Annotated in this window: 17 protein-coding genes; 6 read left to right on the top strand and 11 right to left on the bottom strand. The window is 61.7% G+C overall.

What is annotated here, in order from left to right:
* Positions 1-44 precede the first annotated feature (44 nt).
* From WKV53_RS03690 to WKV53_RS03740, 11 genes are all read right to left on the bottom strand, one after another.
* Complete coding sequence (locus tag WKV53_RS03690) at positions 45-1,067, bottom strand: sulfate ABC transporter substrate-binding protein (protein ID WP_341402999.1); 1,023 nt, start codon at positions 1,065-1,067, stop codon at positions 45-47.
* A gap of 20 nt (positions 1,068-1,087) precedes the next feature.
* A complete protein-coding gene (locus tag WKV53_RS03695; RefSeq protein WP_341403000.1) occupies positions 1,088-2,110 on the bottom strand; it encodes a sulfate ABC transporter substrate-binding protein in 1,023 nt (340 codons plus the stop codon).
* A 37-nt stretch (positions 2,111-2,147) separates the two neighbouring features.
* Positions 2,148-3,368: a porin gene (locus WKV53_RS03700; RefSeq protein ID WP_341403001.1), complete on the bottom strand. Its 1,221-nt coding sequence runs from the start codon at positions 3,366-3,368 to the stop codon at positions 2,148-2,150.
* Between the two features lie 260 nt (positions 3,369-3,628).
* Positions 3,629-3,832 carry a YezD family protein gene (locus WKV53_RS03705; protein WP_341403002.1) on the bottom strand — a complete coding sequence of 68 codons (204 nt, stop codon included), beginning with the start codon at positions 3,830-3,832 and terminating at the stop codon, positions 3,629-3,631.
* Positions 3,813-4,397: an RrF2 family transcriptional regulator gene (locus WKV53_RS03710; protein ID WP_341403003.1), complete on the bottom strand. Its 585-nt coding sequence runs from the start codon at positions 4,395-4,397 to the stop codon at positions 3,813-3,815. The genes WKV53_RS03705 and WKV53_RS03710 overlap by 20 nt, the downstream gene beginning before the upstream one ends.
* A gap of 250 nt (positions 4,398-4,647) precedes the next feature.
* Positions 4,648-5,664: a cysteine synthase A gene (locus WKV53_RS03715; RefSeq protein WP_341403004.1), complete on the bottom strand. Its 1,017-nt coding sequence runs from the start codon at positions 5,662-5,664 to the stop codon at positions 4,648-4,650.
* 18 nt (positions 5,665-5,682) lie between these two features.
* Positions 5,683-6,666, bottom strand: a complete 984-nt coding sequence (gene epsC, locus WKV53_RS03720) for a serine O-acetyltransferase EpsC (RefSeq protein WP_341403005.1) — start codon at positions 6,664-6,666, stop codon at positions 5,683-5,685.
* Positions 6,663-7,199, bottom strand: a complete 537-nt coding sequence (locus WKV53_RS03725) for a rhodanese-like domain-containing protein (protein WP_341403006.1) — start codon at positions 7,197-7,199, stop codon at positions 6,663-6,665. The genes epsC and WKV53_RS03725 overlap by 4 nt, the downstream gene beginning before the upstream one ends.
* A gap of 19 nt (positions 7,200-7,218) precedes the next feature.
* Positions 7,219-7,689 (bottom strand): HAD family hydrolase, encoded by a 471-nt coding sequence (locus tag WKV53_RS03730; RefSeq protein WP_341403007.1) that lies wholly within the window; start codon positions 7,687-7,689, stop codon positions 7,219-7,221.
* Positions 7,690-7,708: 19 nt separating this feature from the next.
* Positions 7,709-9,496 carry a SufS family cysteine desulfurase gene (locus tag WKV53_RS03735; protein WP_341403008.1) on the bottom strand — a complete coding sequence of 596 codons (1,788 nt, stop codon included), beginning with the start codon at positions 9,494-9,496 and terminating at the stop codon, positions 7,709-7,711.
* Positions 9,477-10,421, bottom strand: a complete 945-nt coding sequence (locus tag WKV53_RS03740) for a family 2A encapsulin nanocompartment shell protein (RefSeq protein WP_341403009.1) — start codon at positions 10,419-10,421, stop codon at positions 9,477-9,479. Before WKV53_RS03740 ends, WKV53_RS03735 begins: the two co-directional genes overlap by 20 nt.
* Positions 10,422-11,427: 1,006 nt before the next feature.
* Between WKV53_RS03740 and WKV53_RS03745 the strand changes: the two genes are divergently transcribed.
* The 6 genes from WKV53_RS03745 to WKV53_RS03770 all read left to right on the top strand — a co-directional run bounded on the left by WKV53_RS03745 (position 11,428) and on the right by WKV53_RS03770 (position 23,779).
* A complete protein-coding gene (locus WKV53_RS03745; RefSeq protein WP_341403010.1) occupies positions 11,428-11,598 on the top strand; it encodes a hypothetical protein in 171 nt (56 codons plus the stop codon).
* 19 nt (positions 11,599-11,617) lie between these two features.
* A complete protein-coding gene (locus WKV53_RS03750; protein WP_341403011.1) occupies positions 11,618-15,067 on the top strand; it encodes a LamG-like jellyroll fold domain-containing protein in 3,450 nt (1,149 codons plus the stop codon).
* 22 nt (positions 15,068-15,089) lie between these two features.
* Entirely contained in the window at positions 15,090-18,479 is a 3,390-nt protein-coding gene (locus tag WKV53_RS03755) for a hypothetical protein (RefSeq protein ID WP_341403012.1), read from the top strand.
* An 18-nt stretch (positions 18,480-18,497) separates the two neighbouring features.
* Positions 18,498-19,187, top strand: a complete 690-nt coding sequence (locus WKV53_RS03760; protein WP_341403013.1) for a hypothetical protein — start codon at positions 18,498-18,500, stop codon at positions 19,185-19,187.
* A 23-nt stretch (positions 19,188-19,210) separates the two neighbouring features.
* Positions 19,211-21,058 carry a sulfatase-like hydrolase/transferase gene (locus tag WKV53_RS03765; RefSeq protein ID WP_341403014.1) on the top strand — a complete coding sequence of 616 codons (1,848 nt, stop codon included), beginning with the start codon at positions 19,211-19,213 and terminating at the stop codon, positions 21,056-21,058.
* Positions 21,059-21,193: 135 nt separating this feature from the next.
* A complete protein-coding gene (locus tag WKV53_RS03770) occupies positions 21,194-23,779 on the top strand; it encodes a PSD1 and planctomycete cytochrome C domain-containing protein (protein ID WP_341403015.1) in 2,586 nt (861 codons plus the stop codon).

Consider the following 23,779-nt stretch of genomic DNA (forward strand, 5'->3'; position numbering starts at 1 on the left):
GCTTTTCGCTGAAAACTCGATTCTGAAAACCCGCAAACTGCGTCTTATTTCTTCCCGTAGGCTTGGTCGAAGGTTCCCCCGTCGTCAAAGTGGGTCTTCTGTGCCTTGGCCCAGCCACCGAAGTCCTTGTCCACGGTGACCAGCGGGATGCTCGGCAGCTTGCTGCTGAACTTGGCGAGAATCTCCGCCTTGCGGGGGCGGTAGAAGTTCTGGCCGGCCAGCTCCTGGGCTTCATCCGTGTAGAGGAATTCCAGGTAGGCCTTGGCCGCTGCAGCGTTGCCGTGCTTCTCCGCATTCTTTTCCACCACCGCCACCGGAGGCTCCGCGAGGATACTCAGCGAGGGGTAGATGATCTCGGTCTGACCCGGGAACTGCTTCTCAATGAGATACGCCTCGTTTTCCCACGACAGGAAGACGTCACCGATCTTATTCTGCGCGAAGGTATTCGTCGCGGCGCGGGCACCGGTGTCGAGGATCGGCACGTTCTTGAAGAGCTTGGTGATGTAATCCAGCACCTTCGCCTGGTCGCCGCCGTATTGCTTCTCCGCCCATGCCCAAGCCGCCAGGTAGTTCCAGCGGGCGCCGCCCGAAGTCTTTGGATCCGGCGTGATCACCTGCGTGCCATCCTTGATGAGATCAGGCCAGTCCTTGACACCCTTGGGGTTTCCCTTGCGGACCACGAAGACGATCGTGGAGGTATAGGGCGAGCTATTGTCCGGCAATTTCGTCTGCCAGTTATCCGGAAGCAGCTTGGCCTTGTTGGCGATGACATCGATGTCACCAGCGAGCGCCAGAGTCACGACATCCGCCGGCTGGCCATCAATGACGGCGCGCGCCTGCTTGCCGGAGCCTCCGTGCGATTGCACGATCTTAATCTTACCCTTGCCATCAGCCTCCCACTTCTTCGTGAAGGCGGCATTCACCGCTTCGTAGAATTCGCGGGTCGGGTCATAGGAGACATTCTGGAGTTCGATTTCGCCGCCAGCGGAGGCTCCTCCTTTGCTCTTGCAACCCGGCAGCACCAGCAGGGAGGCTAGGGCGAGCGGAATAAAGTATCGTGCTTTCATGGTTTCAGTATCGGTGAGGGTTATCGTGTGTAGATCTGGTCGAAAACGCCGCCGTCGGCAAAGTGAGTTTGCTGGGCCTTCGGCCAGCCGCCGAAGTGGTCGATGGTGACGAGTTCGATTTTCGGGAATGTGGCGGCGTACTTTGCCGCAGCCTGCGGGTCGCGGGGACGGTAGAAATGCTTGCCGGCGAGATCCTGTCCCTCCGGCGTGTAGAGAAACTCAAGATAGGCCTTCGCCGCCTCGGTGCTGCCCTTTTTTGCGGCGGTTTTTTCAACCACTGCCACGGGGGGCTCTGCGAGGATACTCAATGACGGATAGACGATCTCGGTTTCTCCCGGGAACTGTTTCGAAATCAGATGGGCCTCGTTCTCCCATGAGAGGAGCACGTCGCCGATCTTGTTTTGTGCGAAGGTCGTGGTGGAGCCGCGCGCGCCGGAGTCGAGCACCGGCACGTTATGGTAGAGCTTGGCGATGAATTCGCGGGCGGCCTTTTGGTCACCGCCGTTTTGCTTCTCCGCCCATGCCCAGCCGGCGAGGTAGGTCCAGCGCGGGGCTCCGCCGGTTTTCGGGTCGGGAGTGATGACTCCCACTCCGTCCTTCACCAGATCACCCCAATCCTTGATCCCCTTCGGGTTGCCCTTGCGGACGACGAAGACGATCGTGGAAGTATAGGGCGAACTGTTGTTCGGGAGCTTGGTTTGCCAGTCCGTGGGAAGCAGACCGGTCTGCTTCGCGATCATGTCGATATCGAGCGAGAGCGCGAGCGTCACGACATCCGCCGGCTGGCCATCGATGACGGCCCGCGCCTGCTTGCCCGAGCCGCCGTGAGACTGGGTGATCTTGATCTCACCCTTGCCTTCCGCGGCCCACTTCTTTGCGAAGGCCACATTGACCTCCTCGTAGAACTCGCGGGTCGGATCGTAGGAAACGTTCTGAAGCTCGATGGCTGCCGCGCCGGAACCGTGCTGCTGGCTCTTTTCCTTGCATCCCGGCAGAGCGATGAGCGCTGCGAGGAGGGCGGGAATCAATGCGTGCGATTTCATTGTTGGAGAAAGGGGGTTCCGGCGAGCAGCTCGCACTTCAGAAGTAGAAGCGGACGCCTGTGAGGAAGGTGGTGCCTTCGTAGTCGCCACCATTGCCGCCGCCATCGAGCTTGGCGTATTCGGCACCGGCCATGAGCTTCAGCTTGTCGCCGTAGATGAAGTACTGCGCGCCTAGATAGAATGCCTGGTAACGATCGCCACGACCGCCGCCGGTGAGATTCGGCGCCTCGCTTTCATAGCGGGTCTGGCGGATCACACTGTCGGGACCATCGCCATCGGTGTAGCTGTAGCGCGCGACAAGCTGCAGGCGCTTCGGGATGATATCGTACATCGGCTGGATGAAGAAGCCGAAGACGTCCCCGTCCTTGCCTTCGCCACCGGAGCCATTGAAGCCTTCCACCACCAGCGCCCATGGTCCCTGCTCAGCCCAGAAGGTGGCGGACACGAGGTCATCGTAGCGGGTGAAGAGATGGTCGTCCTTGTCGTGATCGCTGTGGATCCAATCCAAGCGGAAGTCCGCCTTCTCCCAGCCGAAGCACGCCTTGGCATCGTAGCCGACACCGGCACCGTAGCTGTAGGCACCACCGAACTTGCCGAACTCCTTGTCGCTATCGTTCGAATAACCGCCCACCTGCCAGGTGAAGTCCCCCACCCTGCCCTCAGCCGTGAGCCCGAGCATACGGTTCACGCGGAGCTGGTTGAAGACCTGCGAGCTATCGAAAGTCTGCTGCAGGTCACTCGACTGGAGCCAGTCGAAATAGCCGATCAGCGGCTTCATGTGACCAGCGGTCAGCGTGAAGTTCTTGTTCGGCTTCCACCGGACGTAGGCGTCCTCGAGGCCATTGTAGAAGGGATCGAAATTGTCCGTGCTCTGGAAGGTCGCGCGGACTTCCAGGGTCTTCTCAAACATCTTCGCATCGAAGCCGAAGCGGAAGCGGCGATCCTCCCATGCATCGGCATCCCCTTGATCGGAATCCACCCAATAATATTGCCCTTGGTATTTCCCGATCAGCTTGAACTCTTCCAGCAGCGGATTCTTGTCGTTCTTGTAGAGGACAAAATTGCTCCACAGCTTGTCGAACGTCGCCGTCTCTTCCGCGGAAGGTTCGCTGAAGGGAGAGAAGTCGAAGGCAAGGCTGGTCGAGGGCAAGGCCAGGAAGCCCGCCGCGGCCAGCAGCAGAGTCTTCGGTGATTGGGGTGCACGGGCAGCGACGGAGATCATCCGCACTCCCGGGGTTCGGGTGGTGTTGGTTTTCATGGTATCGGGAAATGGCTCCTATGGGGAGGCTCGGTGCCCCTGGTAAGGGGTTGCGGGACTCGGGGAGCTGCCGCGCAGGCAAAAAAAGAGACCATCGATGAGGAATGCGGGAACGGGACGGGGATGCGCATCGAGGCGCTCTCACCGCTTTTGGGTCCGTTCGCCGAGTTCCTCCGGTGGTCCGGTTGGGTCTCTGGATCAGGAAACGTGGCGGGTTCGGATGGAACCCGCGATGTGGAGGGAAATGGGGTTACTTCAGTTTAAGAAGCCGAGCCAGGCTCGTCGGATTTGGCCGGGAAGCGGGTCTTTTCAAGACTCTCGACCTGGGTCACGCGTCCTTCGTGGACGATGATCTGGACGGAGCCGAAGCGCAGGTCTTCGACCTTCTTTCTCACGACCTCCAGCCAGTCGGCTGATAGGGCGGCGGTGTCCGTTTTCGGACGGTCATTTGCTTTGGTGCTCATCGCTCGGGGCGGTCACAAGTTGGGAAAGTCCTTGGAGGAATCCGTCCGCGGGGTTGGCTTTGCCGCGGGCGGGGGTGGCGCTGTTCTTCACGCCGGGGTGAGTGGAGAATGGTGGAGCGATGCCGTCGCGGCGCATCTTGCGCAGCGTGACTTCCACCACTTGGGCGAGGGTGTAGCGGTCGAGGATGTTGGCGATGGCGTTGCGCACGTCGATCATCAGCATCCGCAGGCCGCAGTGGTCCTCATCCGGGCAGGTGCAGCGCTGGTAGGCGAATTCACTGGCGCAGCAGATGGGAGCCAGACGGCCGTCCATCAGGCGAACCAGATCGCCGATGCGGATCTTGTCGGCTGCAGTGGCGAGCGTGTAGCCGCCCAGCTTGCCGCGCTTGGTTTCGACGATCCCTGCTTCACGGAGCTCCTGGAGGATGCGCTCGATGAATTTCAGGGGCAGCCGGTTTGCATCCGCGAGTTCGACACCAGACACGACCGGCAGCCCCATTTCAGTGGCAATACCCAGATGGATGGTGGCGCGCAGAGCATACTCGGCTTTCTTGGAAAGGTGCATCGGCGAATGTGGAGTTGAGAGTAGGAATTAAATGCGGGTGGTCAAGAGGGTTTTTGAAATTCGTCATAACCACTTGTTTTAAAGTAAGTTAATGAAAGATCCCACTCTTTCCCGCCACAGAATAGTCCCGAAATCCCCTTGGGACCAAGGAATCTTTTCCGGCCAAAACCCCCGCCCAGTGGGGGTTTTACCCGGGTATTGCCGGATCAGGATTGGACGCAGGAATCAGGAACCGCAATCAGCCCCGATTTCACGCGGAATTCCGCTCAAATGCCGCTTCCACCGAAAGCCCCGGATCCAGTCCGTTTTCCAGCAGCCACTCGCCATTGAAGAGCTTCGACTGGTACTTCGCCCCGGAGTCGCACAGGATGGTCGCGATCGTCAGGCCCGGACCATGATCGAGGGCATACTTCACCGCTCCCGCGACATTGATCCCGCTGGAAAGCCCCAGGAACAGGCCTTCCTCGCGGAGAAGCTGATAAACCACCGACAGCGCTGTCTGGTCGTCGACGCGGTAGGCCTTGTCCACGGTGATGTCCTCAAGGTTCCTCGTCACGCGGCCTTGCCCGATGCCTTCGGCAAATGAGTCGCCGTCATCGTTGTCGAGGTTGCCATGGGTGAACCACGACCACATCGCCGCGCCGTAGGGATCCGCGCAAACAACCGTCACCTCCGGGTTCTTCTCCTTCAGGAAGAGCGAGGTGCCAGCCAGCGTGCCGCCGGTGCCGACGGCCGCCACAAAGGCATCCACCGTGCCAGCCGTCTGCTCCCAGATCTCCGGCCCGGTCGTCTCGTAGTGAGCCTGGCGGTTGGCGGTATTGTCGAATTGGTTCGCCCAAAACCACCCGCGTTCCTCCGCCATGCGACGGGCGATGTGGTTGTAGTTGTCCGGGTCGCTGTAAGGCTTGGCCGGCACGGGAATGACCTCCGCTCCCAAGGTGCGAAGATACTGGAGCTTCTCCGGCGATTGGGTCTCGGGAATAATGATGACCGTCTGGTAGCCGCGTGCATGACCGATGACCGTGAGACCGATCCCGGTATTCCCTGCTGTCCCCTCGATGATCGTGCTGCCCGGCTTCAGCACGCCGCGCTTCTCCGCATCCGTAATGAGACCATAAGCGGCGCGGTCCTTCACCGAGCCGCCCGGGTTCATGAACTCCGCCTTGCCGAGAATCTCGCAGCCGGTGAGTTCCGAGAGTTTGTTGAGGCGGATCAGCGGCGTCTTGCCGACGTGCGAATCGACGGCGTGGTACTGGGGGCGACTCATGGTAACAAGTTGGCAGGTTCAGATGGACCAGAGCAAGTCCGCTTGATCCCGGCCGCGACCTTTGCGTCCGGGCTTGGTCTTGATGCTGAGGTTCTTTTCCTCGTAGATGACCAGCGAGTTCGCCGGGATGCTATGCATCAGGAAGACGTTCGCGCCGATCGTTGAATTCTCGCCGATGATCGTGTCCCCGCCGAGGATGGTCGAGTTCGGGTAGATCGTGACGTTGTCGCCGAGATTCGGATGGCGCTTGAGGCCTTTCACGACGTTGCCGTCTTCGTCTTTGATGAATGTGCGCGTGCCAAGTGTGACGCCGTGGTAGATTTTGCAGTGATTGCCGATGTAGCAGGTTTCCCCGATGACCACGCCAGTGCCGTGATCGATGAAGAAATGCGAGCCGATGCTGGCACCGGGATGGATGTCGATTCCCGTTCGCGAGTGCGCCCACTCCGTCATCATTCGCGGAATGATGGGGGCACCGGCACGATAGAGCCGGTGAGCCAAACGTTGGATCGCGATCGCCTCGATGAAAGGATAGGAGAGAATGACCTCCTCGCGGCTGCGTGCCGATGGATCATTCGCATAGGCGGCCTCGATGTCCGTGCGCAGCACCTCGCGCACGATGTGCAAGGCGCGGCAGAATTTTTGCATGATCGGCGGCGTCTTGCCGGTCGGCACATTGGGATTGCCGACGCGGACGCTCTTCCTCACCTGGTCTTCCAGCCGCGAGATGACGTCCCAGAGCCTGCGTGCGGTCAGTTCGGCGAGCGTGCCATTCGGGACCACATCGGTATCAAGGAAGCCTGGAAACAAGAGCTTGAGCAAATCTTCGCAGACCTCGCCCACGCTGTTCTTCGAGGGCAGGTTGAGCGCCTCGGCATTGTTCCAACCGCCAAAGCGTTCGTACGAAGCAAGCAGCTTCGGCACATATTCGCCGTAAGGAATCTCGAACGGGGAATTGCCGGTGGTTTCGAACTTCGAAACGGAAAGGGAAGAGTCACTCATGAGGAGGAACGCTGGTTCCACGGAGCCTTCGCAATGAGCAGGCCCATGCCGCACCAGTCGGTGATGCCGGCGAAGATAAGGCCCGCACCAACGAAGCCGGACAGGCCGAAAAATCCGCGATGTACGAACCACCCAAGCAAGACTCCGGTCAGGACCAGTGCCCCGGCAGCGATGCGAACCTGCCGCTCCAACGAGATGACCTTGGTTTGCCCGCGAGTGACAGGAAGATTCGCCTGGACCCACGCCTGCGTCCCGCCTTCAACGACCACGGCATTCTCATAGCCTGCGGCTTGGAACTGGTCGGCAGCCTTTTGCGCGCGTGCTCCGGAGTGACAGAGGATGTAGATCGGCTCCTGGGAAGACAGCTCACCATTCTCGATCCGCCGCTTCGGAGCGAGTGCATCCAGCGGAACGTTGCGGGCTTCCGGCACATGGACTTCGCCGAACTCCAGCGGAGTCCTGACGTCGATGACCGTTAGAGAGGAATCCTGATCAAGCAGGCGCTTCAGGTCGGTGGGAGCGATTTGGCTCATGATGGCAAATGGGGAGCGTTCAGGATCGGAGGGTGGCGATGAGACGGAGCGGATGCTTCAGCAAATCGATGGCGTCAAGAACGCTGGTCGTAAAGACGTCGGCACTCCGGATTGCGGCACCCGAGGCTCCCTCCTTCTGAATCACGGCGATTCCCAGCGCGGCAGCTTCCAGCATCAGGCGGTCATTGCGCCCGTTGCCAATGGCGACCACACGGTCCGCCCCTAGATCGCGGACATACTCGAGCTTGGTTTCCGCCTGTGCTTCGCCTGGAATGATCGTCAGCGAGACAGGCAGTCCCTCGAGTTGCAAGGCGGCAAGGCCATGCGTATCCGCCGTGAGGACATGGAGCTTGAAGCTTTTCGCCAGGCACCGGAGATCCTCGCGGACACCGAGATGGATGGCACCATCCATCGCGAGCGTCCCGTTGTAATCCATGACAAGGTGCTCCAGCGTCAGCCGGTCGAATCCGGGAATGTCGATCTCGATCATCTCTACCAAGGGTGATTTTTCAGCGCCTCACGATGCCATGCAGCGCGTGGATGAGTGCATCCACATCGGCGCGATTGTTATAGAACGCAAGCGACGGGCGGATGGTGCCCTCCACGCCGAAGTGCCGCACTGCAGGCATGGCGCAGTGATGGCCGGCACGGACGGCGATACCCTGACGATCGAGTTCCTTCGCAATGCGGTCATTCGGAATGCCGGGCACCACGAAGCCGAAGACGCTCGCCTTGTTCACCGCGGAGCCGATCTGCCGGACGCCGTGCACCGAACGCAATGCGTCCTCCGCATACTCGAGAAGCGAGTGCTCATACGCAGCCAGCGCCGGGATGCCGAGGCCGATGAGGTAATCGATCGCCGCCCCGAGGCCGACAACGCCCGCGATGTCCGGGGTGCCCGCCTCGAATTTTTCCGGCGGCGCATTGTAGATCGTCTTCTCGAAGGTCACATCCTTGATCATGTGTCCCCCGCCCTGCCATGGCGGCATCGCCTCGAGCAGGTGTGACTTCCCGTAGAGCGCGCCGATTCCCGTGGGACCGAAGACCTTGTGCCCGGAAAAGACGAAGAAGTCCGCATCCAGCGCCGTCACGTTGATCGGGAAATGCGGCGTCGACTGCGCACCATCGACCAGCACCGGGATCCCGCGCGAATGAGCCATCGCGATGATCTCCTCGATCGGATTCACGGTACCCAAGGCGTTCGACACATGGGTGACGGAAACGATCTTGGTTCGGTCGGTCAGCAGACTCGGCAGCGAATCTAACAAAAGCTCGCCGCGATCGTTGATCGGGATCACCCGCAAGCTCGCTCCAACCTGACTCGCGAGCAACTGCCACGGCACGATGTTCGCATGGTGTTCAAGCTGGCTGACGAGGATCTCGTCGCCCTGGCCGATGTTTTGATGCCCCCAGCTCTGCGCAACGAGGTTGATCGCCTCGGTGGTGCCACGCACGAATACGATTTCCTTCGCGTCCGCTGCACCGAGGAACTGCCTGACCTTTTCACGACCTCCTTCGAAGAGTTCGGTGGAACGTGCTGCGAGGGTATGTGCCGCTCGATGGATGTTCGAATTGTCACGCGAGTAGAAGCGCGAGGTCGCATCGATGACCGACTGCGGCTTGTGCGTCGTCGCGGCATTGTCGAGCCACACCAGCGTGCTTCCGTTCACGTGCTGCTGGAGCGCCGGGAAGTCCTTGCGAACGCCATCGATATTGAACTCCGGCAGCCCCGCAAGCGGCGAAGGCTGCGTGCCGAGGGATGCGAGGCGCAGGCCCGGCAGGTCCTTCAGAAAATAAAAGTCCGGCTCCAGCGATTCGGCACCTTTTCCCGGCAGGCCGTGGTGATGCGGCGCCTTCGCCGGTGCCGGCGAGACCCGCGAACCGAGACCCTGGGTGTAGAACGATGGCTCGCCGAACTCATGCGAGGCATGGTCGCCCGGCCGATGCGTGCCGGTCGGCGGCTCATCACTCTTCGCGACCGGCTCCGGCTCCGCGCCTACCACCGTGGGATGCACGGGCGGAGCGGAAGCCGATGAAGCATGCGGAAAACCGCCGGAAAGCGAGATATCCCGTCCGCCATTCGAGGGACCGGATGATCCCAGCGGGCTCGACAACGGCACATCCGCCGGCAGGCCCGCGACGGTGTGCGGAACCGAGACCGGCACGGACGGCACCTGGGATTCCGCCGCGGATCCGGAAAAGAACTCATTGGCCAGCCGGGAGACCAGCGCCGTCCCGAAGTCATCGGCTCCGAGATCCACCGGCAGAGCCGCTGACTCAAGCCGTGGGATAGACATATTCGTGGTAGTTGCCGATCGAGACGTCTTCGAGAACAGCCAGCGCATCCTCACCCAGCTTCGCGAGCGAGAAGTAGCGCGTCACCAGGTGCGAGGCGATGGAGTGCTCATTCGTGCCCATGTAGCGCACCGACAGACCTGGCTCGATCTCGCCGGCCACGCCCGCCTTCTGCAGGCCCACTACGCCGCGTTGCTTCTCACCCACGCGCAGCAGCAGGATGCTCGTCTTGCCATCCTTGATCGGAAGCTTGTCGCTCGGGATGAGCGGAATGCCCCGCCACGTGATGAAGGGCGAACCGAACAGCGTCACGGTTGGCGGTGGAACGCCACGGCGCGTCGCTTCACGGCCGAAGGCGGCAACCGCCTTGGGATGCGCGAGGAAGAAAGCCGGCTTCTTCCAAACCAGGCTGATCAGTTCGTCGAAATCGTCAGGCGTCGGCGGACCCTTGCGGGTCTTGATGCGCTGGGCGGGATTGACCGAGTTCAGCAGGCCGAATTTCGGATGATTCACCAGCTCGTGCTCCTCGCGCTCCTTCACCGCTTCCACCGTCAGGCGGACCTGCTCGCGGAGCTGGTCGATCGCATTGCTATAGAGGTCGGTGATGCGGGTGTGGGTGCGAAGTACGGTCTGGATCGTACTAAGGTGATACTCGCGGGGGTCCTGCTCATAATCGATGAAATCGGTTGGCAGTTCCGGCTCGCCATCGTCCACGGTGAGCAGGTCGACGGTGACACCCTCGGAGTTCTGCTTCACGCGGTTGACGCGATACACTCCACCATCGACATCCACCCACGGAAGCAGGAGATGCAGCCAGCGTGGCGTGATTTCATCCCATTGTGGCGGGGTGACGGTGGCGGTGGCCAGATTGCGCGCGGCTTCGGCGCTGACGCTGAGACGGACGGGAAGATCGACGGGATCGGGCATGATGATGCGGGGAGAGGTGTTGCTAGAAAAGGAGACGCGGCCGCGCGAAATTCGCGGGACCATGGCGCGAACCTCCGGAAACCGGTCGGCTCGCTTGGTAAGGGAAGGCTTGGCCGCCCGTGGACGGATGCGGCTCGCTGCCTTGCTTCGCCTCCAAGAGTTTGGTCGGCGGCCCTTCCGCCTGTGATCGCCGTGTATCCTCGTGGACTCTCCGGCTCTCGCGAAAGGGGTTGCACGGGTAGCTCAGTAGAGCGGGGTTCCTTTGTCAACGCCTTGCGCCTTCTTATTCCTACTTTTTGACAGAAATGACACTTCGGAGCGATCCCGCGACGGGCCTTCTCCGGAGGAAGCCAACGTGGGCCAATTCGGAAAACCAGCGTTCATTCCTTATAGAATAAAGGAAATCCACGGCACCGATTGTAAAATCGCTTATTCCTCTCCGCCACCGCGCCACTCCAAATCCAACTTTCGCAAAAAACTTCTTGAACTCCCACCACTCAGTCGGCATTAGTCCGTCCGTCAGCCGCAAGCAGGCCTCCTGACGGACTTCCTGCAAGCGATTCGGCCACCCCTAGCAGGGGAGCATGTTGGCATGGTGCCGCAATTTGCGGGACGGGATGAGGCCCCGACCGTAGCGGCGAATCGAAACACACTCTCCTGCACGAACGATGAAATCTTTTCCGACGCCACCTGTTAGCCGAGCCGCATCCTCCTTCGAGGCATCGGCTGCCTGCTGCTGTTGTTGATAGGCGCTGTCGCGATTTTCCGGTGATCCATCGGATGGATTCGCGGTCGACCGGCGATGTTTTGGGTTTCATCGCCAGTTGATCGCTTCGAAGCCACGGCGGGCTCGGGTTTCTTGGGTTCTCTCGAGCCCGCCGTGGTAGTCCACCGAAGGACAACCGATTGAGCGACAGCTCGCGCCTTTCTCGCGATCCCGGGTCTTCTCCGGACCTCTTCATCTCCTGCATCCAGGCCTTTTTTTGGCCAAAACCGATTCCTTACCATGTTACTCTACAAACTTCATTTTCTCACTCCGGGCGAATCGACACGCCGCGCCCTCAGCGCGCGGCTCGTCGCTGGTGCCCGGCCCGACGCCTTCGTGGCGCGCGTCCGCTCCCCCCATCAACCGGACGCCACCGGCGTGCCTGCCAAGCGCGACCCCAAACTCCCCTGACCTCCAACCCTCTCTTTTCATGTACCCCACGCAACAAAACCGCAGTCTTCGCCTCGCCATCCTCGCCGCTGGCCTCGGCACGAGCCTTTCCAATGGAGCCATCCTCGTCAGCCTCGATCCATCGACGGCCCTCTACGACAGCAATATCAAAGGCATCGTAAATGACGGCGGCACCGCTGGCAGCCAGTCCGGTATTCCGGTCCTCGGAGATACCGAGCACGTGAAGGGCCTCACCTTCAATATCGCCTTTACCCCGACAGCTGCCGACCTCGATCGCGCCGTGCCGGCCGATGCACGCACGGTGCTGCTGATTGAGATTGGCGGCACCTCGAATGGCTTCGGCCTCTATCTCATCGATGGCGTGCCGACCGTCCTGTCGAAGCAAGGCTCGAATGATGCAACGCTGCCCGCTTCACTCAACGACACCTCACTCAATGCGATCGCGGTGCAGAGCCCGATCGGCAAGCTGAACGCGGGCACTGCTTACACCTTCTCCGCATCATGGAATCACCTCGGCACTTTGGAGCTGAAGGTTCAACCGGACGGTGGCAGCGCGGTGGTCTCTTCCCACGCGATCTCCGGCACGCCCGGCAACTGGTCCGGAAACGACACGCTCTCGGTCAAAACAATCTCGGCGGCGAACGCCGGCGGCCTGGCAGGAAACAACGCCGGCAACGTCTTCGGCCCGCCCTTCGACGTTAACAATGCCTTCAGCTTCGCCGGTTCCGTGAGCCGGGCCTTGTTCTGGAACGCCTCCTCCGTCACGCCGCCGGTAGCTACGGCACCCGTCGTACTTGGCTTCGAGGCAACCTCCCTCCCCTCCACGGGCAAGGTCCGGCTTCATTGGCGGGTCACTGAAGGCGGTGCACCCGCGGCTACCAACCTCGTGATCAAGTCCGGTGAAACCATTATCCATACGCCCTCCACGTTGGAGAACTTCGCCGACGTGAACGCAAGCGGAGCGACGAACTTCACGATCAGCGCCACCAATGCCACCGGCACGACCACGAAGAACTCGAGCGTCGCGGCGGATACTGCCTTCTCCGCAGAGGTTCGCGCAGATTCGCCTGTCGCTTGGTTCCGTTTCAATGATCAAGCTGGATCATCCCTCATCGCCGACTCCGCTGAAAATGCCGCGCCCCACGATGGCCGGATCTTTGGCCAACCGGTGAGCGGCAGCAGCGGCTTCGTCGATGGTGCCGCACTCTTCGACGGTGGCAGCGGCATCATTTCGAATACCATCCTCGACCCTGCCAATCTCACTTCCGGCTTCACCGTGGAAGCCGTCATCCGCCGGGCTCCGGGAGTAATCGGAGCGAACCCGGTGGTCTTGGCGCAACGCGGCACGACTGGACGCTTCCATCTCACCTCATCTGCCGACGGCAAGCTGCTCACCGACATCGGTGGCGGCGAAGTAAAGCACTCCGACGGCAAGCTTCACGACAATCAGTGGGCTCACGTCGCCGTGGTGGTAGATCGGCTGCACACGGAGGTGCGCTGGTACATCGATGGTGTCCTCGCCGGCTCCAGCGCCGACGGATTGAATCCCGACGGAACCACCTTCAATCCCAACTTCACCGTCGAGTCCGCAACTGGCGAGTGGATCATCGGCCTGGGTAAAGCGCTCACCGGAAACTACTGGAAGGGCAACATCGACGAGATCGCCGTTTATGACCGCGTGCTCGACGATCCGAATGGCGACGCGGACCGGTCCGACTCACGCGTTGATGAACACCGCAATGCATGGTGGAGCGAAACCACCGGCCTGCTCGATTTCAGCGCGTCCAAGACTACGGTCAACTCCGGCGATCCCGTCCAGCTCATCACCAAGGTGGGACCAGACATCACCTCCGTCACGATCGACCATGGCGTCGGCACCGTGCCCCTGGTGAACGGCACCGCGACCATCACGGTTAACCCCGCGGTCACCACGACCTATCAGGTCACCGCAACCGGCCCCGGTGGCAACGTCACGAGCAGCGTGAGCGTGACCGCCCTGCAATACCAGGCACCGATCGTCAAAGGCTTCGCCGTCACCAAGCTCGGCACGCCCGGCCAGGTGCGCCTGCATTGGAAAGTCTCCCAAGGTGAAGCCACGAATCCGACCACGCTGTCAATCAAAGCAGGCGCGACCGAACTTCACGTCCCCACTGCACTCCAGGGCTTCGCGGATGTCGACGCCGGTTCAGCCAACGCCTTCACCCTCACAGCGGTCAACGCCACCGGCACCACCAACGCCAATACCGCTCTCGATGCCGAGAACAACTTCTCCGCGGCAGTCCGGGCGGATGCGCCTGTCGCATGGTACCGCTTCAATGAGCCAGCGGGCACTGAACTCTTCGTAGACTCCGCCGACAACGGCGCACCGCATAATGGCCGCGCCACCGGCACCCCGGTGAGCGGCGTGGCAGGCGTCGTGGACGGTGCCATCTCGCTCGATGCGAACGGCGGCGTGGTCACCGATCTGATCCTCAACCCCGGCCAACTCGATCCCGGCTTCACTATCGAAACCGTGGTGCGCCGCGATGCCGCCATCAACACGTTGAACCGCGCCATCGTTAGCCAAGCGGATCTCAACGGCACCGGCCGCGTGCTGCTGTCCCTCTCCGACGCCAATGGCACGCCTCGCACCTATCTCGGTCAAGGCGTGCGCAAGGATGCGGACGCCAACGTGGCAGCGGAAACGTGGGCCCACCTCGCGGTCGTGGTCGATGCACTGCACACTGAAGTGCGCTGGTATCTCGACGGCCAGCTGGTCGGATCCACCAAGGACGGCACCAATCCCGACGGCAGCACCTTCGATCCGAACTTCATCTTCGAAGCCTCGGAAGGCGCATGGAACATCGGCGTGCAGAAGACACTCACCGCCGACCTGTGGCGTGGCGAGATTGATGAGGTCGCCATCTATAACACCCTTCTCGATGACCCCGATGCAGATGGTGACAAGGCCGACTCCCACATCGCTGCCCACCGCGCAGCGTGGTGGAGCGAAACGTCCGGCATCATCCAGCTCAGCACTGCCGCAGCCTCCATCAATCCCGGTCAATCCACCGATCTGACGATCAAGGTGGGCCCCGATATCACCTCGGCGAGCATCGACCACGGCATCGGCAATGTCCCGTTGGTGAATGGCAATGCGATCGTTCCCCTCAATCCCACCGCCACTACGACCTATACGATCACTTTCAGCGGTCCCGGTGGCACCTTCACGCAGACCGTCACAGTCACCGTGGCCGACCCTGCGCCGCCGGCCATCACCTCCAGCTCGATCCAAGGTGGCAATTTCGTCCTGAACTTCACCGGCGCTCCTTCGAAGACTTACGCCGTCCGCGGATCCGCCACGCTGGCGACCTTCAATGAAGACCTGGGCACGGTGACCACCAATGCCAGCGGCGCAGGCACCGTGACCATTCCGATCACGCCGGGTGCCACCGCAGCCCGCTTCTTCCGCATCGAGGAGCTCCCGTGAGCCCATCCGTTTCCAATTCGACATGACTTCGCCTCTTCCAAGACCGTCCGCCGAAAAGGGCTTTGCCCTCGTGGTGTCGATGATGCTGCTCGTGCTCCTGCTCGTGCTGGCGGTCGGACTGCTCTCGCTGTCCACGATCAGCCTGCGAGCCTCCTCCCACGATGTCCTGCTTCAGCAGGCCCGTGCGAATGCCCGCCTCGCCCTGCAGCTCGCCATCGGCGAGTTGCAGGCGAGCGCTGGCCCGGACCAGCGCGTCACCGCTACCGCCGCGGTGCATGACAAGGGCAAGCAGCCGCATCTCACCGGCGTGTGGGACGGCTGGAAGTGGAAGGGCGAAGGCAGCGCACCGGACTGGAAGAAGGAGAAGAGCGATCGTTTCCGTGGTTGGCTGATCTCCTCGCCCGACCCGCAGCGGACGGGCGAGGAGACCTACGTTGAGCAAGAGCCTGACAGCGAAAGCATCAAGCTCATCGGCGGCGACGATGATGTGAAGGCTGAGCTGGTGGGTGTAGAAGGCTCACAGGACCAGCGCTTCGCCTGGGGAGTCTTCGACGAATCCCAAAAAGCATCCATCTCGCTGCCGCACGATGATGCCAAGTCCTTCGCCGACTCCTATGACCGCAACGGTTCCGCCGCCGGACTCGGCTTCAAAGCCGTGAAGAAATGGGAGACGCTGGCCGACGAAAAGACGGAAACCACAAAGCTTGTCACCACCGGACAAGCCCGCCTCGCCGGACTTGAAAAAAAGGATGCCAGCTTCCACGACCTGACCACCGGCAGCCTCGGACTCCTCACCAATTCCGCAGACGGAGGTTGGCAACAGGATCTCTCCCGCCTGTTCGATGCACCCGCGCTACCCACCGAGTTTGCGTCGCGCTTTCTCTACTCCGGCCAGAACAGCCCGCTGGTCCCGCTGCCGGGCCGCTTCACTGGTGCGAACCCGCTGCCCAGCCCCGATCCATCGTGGTCATTGCTGCATTCGCACTATCGCTCCTTCACCAAGCTTTCCAACAATGCGATCGATGCCTCCGTTTCCTCCGTGACGGCACGACCCACCGCGAGCACCGCGGCCTCGCAATTGCTGCGCCACAAGGCCTTCAGCGAACAACAGCTCGCCCCGATCATCGCCAAGGCCCAGTTCGTCTTCAGCCTCGCCTTCGGGTACAATGGGGAAACCCTGGACAACATGTGGGCCGATGGCAGCGCCCGCAAGACACCCGTCAACCAACGCGACGAATACATCACCTGGCTCGTCATCGATCCCGTCATCACGCTGTGGAATCCCTACAACGTGCCGATGCGCTTCACCGGCGCACGGGTCGAGCTCTACCGCATCCCCCTCGCCTTCCGGATCTATAAGAACGGCCAGCTCATCAACACCGAGTACACGAAGCTGACCAATGCCCACACGGTGGAAGACTTCAAGACCCGCCAGGCACGTTTCTATCGCCTGAACATCTTGCCTGAGGACGGCGCGGACGAGCGCATTCTCGAACCGGGTGAACATGTCGTATTTACCGCGCACAATCACAAAATGCACGGCGGGCATGACTACAACCTGACGGGTGTCACGCTTCGTCCCGGTTTTCACCCGCCTGCCGGAAATGCCAGCGATCTCGAAGTCGGTGGCGTCACCACACAGAACATCTTCGTAAACTCGAACGGCGTCTCTTCCGGCAAGGACTACGGCAAGACCGTCCGCACCATCGCCGTGAAGGGCGGTGACCGCATCCAGCTTGAAGTAAAGGCGGAGCGCGCGGGCATCGACAACTTCAAGGAAACCGGCGGCAAGGAAGTGACCGGCTTCCTCAAATACTACCTCGGCGGCGGCAATGTCTCGCGTCTGTTAGGCGGCGTGGAACTCGACTACGGCGACCGCGAAGGCGAACTGCTGCAGTACTACCCAAAGGAAGATCTGCCGACCATCGTGGTCAATCCCGACATCCCGAAGGGCAGCACCGCTGGCCTCAATCCCGCCCGCCATGCCCTGCGCTTCAAGGAGCCCTTCCTCATCGCATCCTTCCAGGAAAAAACCGAGCGCGACTCGCGCTTCCCCTCTCGCTCGTGGATCAACAACGCACCGGTGAACCTCTACGCTTCCGAGGGCATCGATCAGACCGAGGACTTCTCACATCACCAGTATGAAATGAAGTGGGAAGTCATGACCGACTGGCCGCCGAACAGCCCCACGATCGAGATCAGCAATACCAACAATCGCGGCTACGGCGGTCCCGGAATTTACGCGCAGAGCGGCTCCGAGTTCGCCACCTTCGCCAGCCTGCCGCTCGGCCCCGCGCACTCGCTGGCGCAGCTCCGCCACGCGCCGCTCAATGCCGGCGGTCAGCTCCCGCTCACCAGCCAGGTCGTTGCAAACTCCTTCGCGCCACCACTGCTTGAAAATGGCAAGGTGAGATCGAGCGCAGGCAGCCGCACTTACCTCGACCACTCGTATCTGGCGAACAATGCCCTGTTCGATTCCTGGTTCCTTTCCAGTGTCGCGAATCATCCGGCACTTCCCGGAGCCGCAGCACGGACACCGGAGGACTTGCTCGAAAGCTTCTTCACGGAAAGCAAGCCACTGCCGAACCGGCGCTTCCTACCCTACGCCGGTGGCGAGGAGAAGGACGATCTGATCCAGCGTCTCTCAGGCTCGAACGAAGCCTATCGGGAAATCGCCGCTCACCTTCTGATCGATGCACCGTTCAACGTGAACTCGACCAGCGTCTCGGCCTGGCAAGCGCTGCTCGCCTCGAACTTCGGTGCGTCAGTGCCGCTCATCGATGACGGCTCGCTGAAGCTTCACGATGGTGAAGGCCTACCCGTATCGCGCCACTCGCACGTTGACGCGGGCGACTATGAATCCGCCGGTTCCGGCATCGATGCGGACCACGCGAAGTGGAATGGCTATCGTCGCCTGACCGAAGAACAGATCGAGAAGCTTGCCAAGGAGATCGTCACCGAGGTCAAGCAGCGTGGCCCGTTCACGTCGCTTGCCGAGTTCGTGAACCGCCGGCCGGGTGGCGGCGACCTCGCCCGCAGCGGAGCCCTGCAAGCCGCACTCGAGCACGCGGGGCTCAATGACGCCGTGCTCGATGCCACCCACAACCTCGATGGCAACGGCAACACCGCCGACGGCGCTCCTGCCGTAATCAATCAAGGCGACCTCCTCACACCACTCGCTCCCCAACTCGTCGTCCGCGGCGATACCTTCCGCATCCGCACCTATGGCGAGGCCGCCGACGGCCACGGCTCGAAGGTCCGCGCCTGGGCCGAGGCCGTCGTCCAGCGCGTGCCGGAGTTCGTCGATCCCACGGACAAAGCCACTGCCGCCCCATCTTCCATCATCAACCAAACCTTTGGCCGCCGCTTCGAGCTCGTCTCGTTCCGCTGGCTGAAGCCCGAGGAAATCTAACACCCACTCACACACGCCATGAAACACATCGCCGTCCTCATCGCCCTAGCCTCATCACTCCATGCAGCTCCGGAAACCCGGAGCATCCAGGCATCCTTCTACTGCTTCCAGTATGCCCCGGGCATCCAGTCGATCGAAGTGCCCGATGGCGCAGCCGGCCAGTCGATCCGCCTCTCCACCGCGAACATCACGCCTGCCGTGAACTTGGCACTCACCGGTAGTGACGCGCTCGTCTTCACCAGCGGTGACAAGACCAAGCCCGCAGCCCGCGTGACGATTCCCGGCGAACTTAGCAAGGCACTCATCGTCCTGATTCCAGCTCCCGCCGGCAGCCCGGAGCCTTACCGCGGCTTCGCCCTCGACTATGCCCGTGATCGCTTCCCGCTCGGCACCTACCGGCTGGTGAATGTCTCGAAGCACCCGGTGCGCGGTGCGATCGGACGCAGCTACGCCGAGGTAAGCCCCGGCGGCGTCGCCGGCATCGAACTTCAAGGCGATGAAGGCGCAACTCAAGGGCTCAAATTCGAGTTCAATGAAAAGGGCAAGTGGAACCGGCTCACCGAATCCCGTGCCGCTGTCCGTCGTGATCGCCGTTGGTTGGTCTGCGTCTATCAGGACCCATCAACCCAGCGCATCAACCTGCGCAGCATTCCGGACCGCGACTATCCCGTCACCGCTCCGACCGCGACAGCCTCCATTGCCGAATGAAACTCTCTCCAACATTCACTACCATGAAATCGAACTACATGCTGCTCGGCCTGCTGGCCGCCCTCGCCCTTCCCGCTCACGCGGAGCGGAAGCCGAATATCCTCCTCATCGTGGCCGATGACCTCGGCTGGGGCGAGCTCACCTCGCAGGGTTTCACCAAGGACATCCCCACGCCGAACATCGACAGCATCTCGGCGAATGGCATCCGCTTCACCAATGGCTACGTCAGCGGCCCCTATTGCAGCCCGACCCGTGCCGGCCTTCTTACCGGCCGCTACCAGCAGCGCTTCGGCCACGAGTTCAATCCGGGGCCGCCGACTGAGGCGAATCAGGCCGTGGGGCTTTCACTGCAGGAAACGACGATCGGCAATCGCCTCAAGTCCGCTGGCTACGCCACCGGTTGGTTCGGGAAGTCGCACCTCGGCAGTGCGCCCGAGTTCCATCCGCAGAAGCGTGGCTTTGATGAGTTCTACGGATTCCTCGGCGGAGCTCACAGCTACGTGAATACCGGGCAAGGACCAAACGGCATCTTCCACGGCACCGAGCAGGTGAAGGATCCCGGCTATCTCACCGAGGCCTTTGCACGCGAAGCCGCGTCCTTCATCGAGAAGAAGAAGGATGAGCAGTGGTTCGTTTACCTGCCGTTCAATGCGGTTCACGCGCCCCTGGAGACGCTCGAGAAGTACGAGAGTCGCTTTACTTCGATCTCCGATCCGAAGCGCCGCAAGTTCGCCGCGCTTCTGTCGGCGCTCGATGACTCCGTCGGCACCGTGCTAAACAAGGTCCGCGATCTGAAGCTGGAAGAAGACACGCTCGTCTATTTCATCAGCGACAACGGCGGCCCCACCCCTTCGACGACCTCCGGCAACGGATCGCTGAAAGGCTACAAGGCTCAGACCTCCGAGGGCGGCATCCGCGTGCCCTTCGCCATCCAGTGGAAAGGCAAGATCCCTGCCGGCAGAGTGGACGATCGTCCCGTTATCCAGCTCGATCTTCTCCCGACCACCCTCGCTGCCGCCGGCGTGGAAGTCGATCCCGGGTGGAAGCTCGATGGCGTAAACCTGCTGCCCTACATTAAGGACGGCAAGACCGAGGCACCGCATGAAACCCTCTTCTGGCGCTTCGGCCAGCAGATCGCCGTCCGCAAGGGCGACTGGAAGCTGGTGAAGTCCGTTGCCGATGAGAATGCACGGGGTGGAGCGGGAGCCGCCAGCACCGAAGGCGCGAAGCTCTATAATCTCGCCAACGACATCGGTGAGAAGAACGACCTCGCCGCCAATCATCCCGAAAAGGTGAAGGAACTCTCCGATGCCTGGAACGCATGGAATTCCACATTGGTCGATCCGAAGTGGACGCCCGGTGCCGGCCCTCGTCGCAATGCCAACCGTGGTGAGCAGGTCACCAGCAATGCCTCGCACACTGGGCCATGGAAATCCGGCGACGTATTGGCCGGCCAAGACTCGCCCCAGATCGAAGGCAAGGGCTTCACCGTCGCCGCAGAGATCGATGGTGACGCCAAGGACGGTGTGATCGTCGCCCAAGGAGGGAACGCTCGCGGCTACGCCCTGCACCTCGCTGAAGGCAAGTTGGTCTTCTCGACGCGCAACGGCGGCGAACTGTCCTCGGTTGTTGCCACCGAAGCTTTGGCCACTGGCAGTCACAAGGTGCAAGCCGCGGTCGATGCGGCCGGCCAAGTGAAGCTCAGTGTGGACGGCAAGCAAGTCGGAGAAGGCAAGCTCGCCAGCTTGATTGAGCGCCGTCCCGGCGAAGGCCTCACCGTAGGCAACGACGGCGGTGCTCCGGTCGGCGAATATGCCGCTCCGCACACCTTCAGTGGCAAGGTCGCCAATGTCACGGTGACCACTCTCTAACCGCCGGTGGCGGCTAAGAAGGGCGCGGTCCGCACCGGTCTCCGCGGACCGCGCCCAATTTTCCCGGCCCTCCGCCTTCTGAAAAGGCGGCTCCTGCGTGAGCTGTGCCCTGATCCCAACAACTCTCTTCATCTCATGCCCCGTCGACTTCTTGTTTGGTTGCCGCTGCTGGCCACCTCCCATCTTTCCGCAGAAAGCACGCCCGATCCCGCGAAGCTCGAGTTCTTCGAGAAACGTGTGCGTCCGATCCTGTCGGAGAATTGCTACGGTTGCCACTCCGCCGACACCAAGGCCGCAGGCGACCTGCGTGTGGACGACCTCAATGGCTTGCTTGCCGGCGGCAACAACGGACCCGCGGTCGTGCCCGGCGACCCGGAGAAAAGCCTGCTTATCCAGCGTATTGTCCACACGGAGAAACGTCTGCTGATGCCGAAGGAAAGCGATCCGCTCAGTGAGACCCAGATTGCCGATCTTAAAACCTGGATCTCCGATGGCGCGGCATGGCCGGTGGAAGCACTCCCGAGCGACTCCGGCAAGACCGCCGCGAAGTACGATAATCTCCGTAAAACGCACTGGGCGTGGCAACCGCTGTCGCGACCGGCCACGCCGGCAGTCAGCGATCCCTCGTGGCCGAAAGGAGAGATCGACCATTTCATCCTGGCCAAGCTTGAAGCGGAGAAGCTGCCACCGGTCAGCGATGCCGATCCCGCGACATTACTGCGGCGGCTGACCTTCGACCTCACGGGCTTGCCTCCATCGCCCGAAGCCATTGAAGCCTTCGTTCGCGATCCTTCACCGCAAGCGTACGAGAAGGAGGTTGATCGCTTGCTCGCCTCGTCTTCCTTCGGCGAGCGCTGGGGCCGCCATTGGCTGGATGTCGCCCGCTACGGCGAATCCACCGGACCATCGAGAAACATCCCCTACCCTCACGCGTGGAAGTATCGTGACTACGTCCTCGATGCTGTGAATCGCGATGTGCCTTTCGATCGCTTCCTGCAGGAGCAGATCGCCGGTGACCTCCTGCCCGCAAGCACCGCCGAGGAGAAGGATCGCCTGCTAACAGCCACCGGCTTTCTCGCACTGGGAGTCAAGGACGTGAACCAACGCTTCAAGGTCCGCTTCCAGATGGACAATGTGGACGAGAAAATCGACACCGTCACCCGCTCGGTGCTGGGCCTCACGGTGAGTTGCGCTCGTTGCCACGATCACAAGTTCGATCCCGTCCCGACCACCGACTACTACTCGCTCGCTGGCATCTTCACCTCGACCGAAGACGGCGCGGGCGTGCGCAACAAGATGGGCGGCAATGGCCTGGACTACTATGATTCCAGGAATCTGATCCGGCTTTCCACCGAAGTGCCACCACCACCTGCCGAAGAGGTGGCTGCCTTGGAAGCGAAGGTAGCCGAGGCAAAGAAGGCATGGGATGGGATTCGCGGAACTCCAGAGGGCCTGAAGCCAGGCAAGAACGGCCAGCCTACCCAGCGCCCCTTCCGACTTCGCTACGAACGCGCCCAAACAGAACTCCTCGCGCTCACCGACCCGGCTGCTCGCGGCTACGCGGTTCACGGCGTGCGCGATGCGGAGAAAGTCGCCGACACCAATGTCCGCATCCGCGGCGAAGCGGAACGCCTGGGACCGACGGTGCCGCGCGGCTTCCTCACGGCCTTCGAGGTGCCCGGAGCACCGCCGGTAAATACGGGACAAAGCGGACGCCTCGAACTCGCGAAGTGGCTGACCAGTCCCGGCAATCCGCTCACACCGCGGGTCATCGTGAACCGCGCGTGGTATCACCTCTTCGGCCAGGGCCTTGTCACGACGGTGGATAACTTCGGCACCACCGGTGATCGCCCGTCACATCCGGAATTGCTCGACTACCTCGCCTCACGCTTCGTCTCGGAAGGATGGTCCACGAAGAAACTGGTTCGCACGCTCGTCTTGAGCCGCGCCTATCAGCTCGGTTCGGATGCCCCGGAAGGTCATCGCCTGAAGGATCCCTCGAACCGCCTCATCTGGCGTCACACGCCGCGACGCATGGCGACTGAGGAAATCCGCGATGCGATCCTCGCCTCCAACGGCCGCCTCCTCGATCATCCGAAGGAAGACCCCGCGGTGAACAAGCTCCGCATGGTCGAGATCCGCGACAATGGCCCGGAAGCGAAAGGCGTCTATGACCAGGCGGACCGCGAGTTGGGCCGCAGCGTCTACCTGCCAGCGCTCCGCGGCATGATCCCGAAGTCGCTCGATGCATTCGATCCTGTGTCGCAAACGCTGGTCACGGGACAGCGCGATGCGACCACGGTGCCGGGTCAAGCCCTGTTCTTCCTGAACTCGTCCTTCGTCCGGAGCCAAGCCTTGAGCTTCGCCGAATTGCTGGCCGCGAATTCTCAAACCGTGCGGGACAGGGTTCGCGTGCTTCACCTCAAAATCCTCGGCCGGCCGGCCTCCGAATCGGAAGTGGCGCGAGCCGTGGATTTCATCGAGCACTTCGAGAAAGGATGGTCGAGTTCATCACCCGAGACGGAGTCGCCGGAGGCTGAGCTCGCCGAGAATACCGGGGGCACCACTTCGGACAATGGCGCCGCCAATCCCGATGACATCCCTCGCAACGACCTCACGGCTGTCACCACCGCCATTGAAGCGAAGGACGCCGGAACCGCCTCGTGGATGAACTACATCCAAGCCCTCTACGCCTCCGCCGAGTTCCGTTTCATCCGCTGA

The organism is Luteolibacter sp. Y139, from assembly GCF_038066715.1.
Classification (GTDB): Bacteria; Verrucomicrobiota; Verrucomicrobiia; order Verrucomicrobiales; family Akkermansiaceae; genus Haloferula; species Haloferula soli.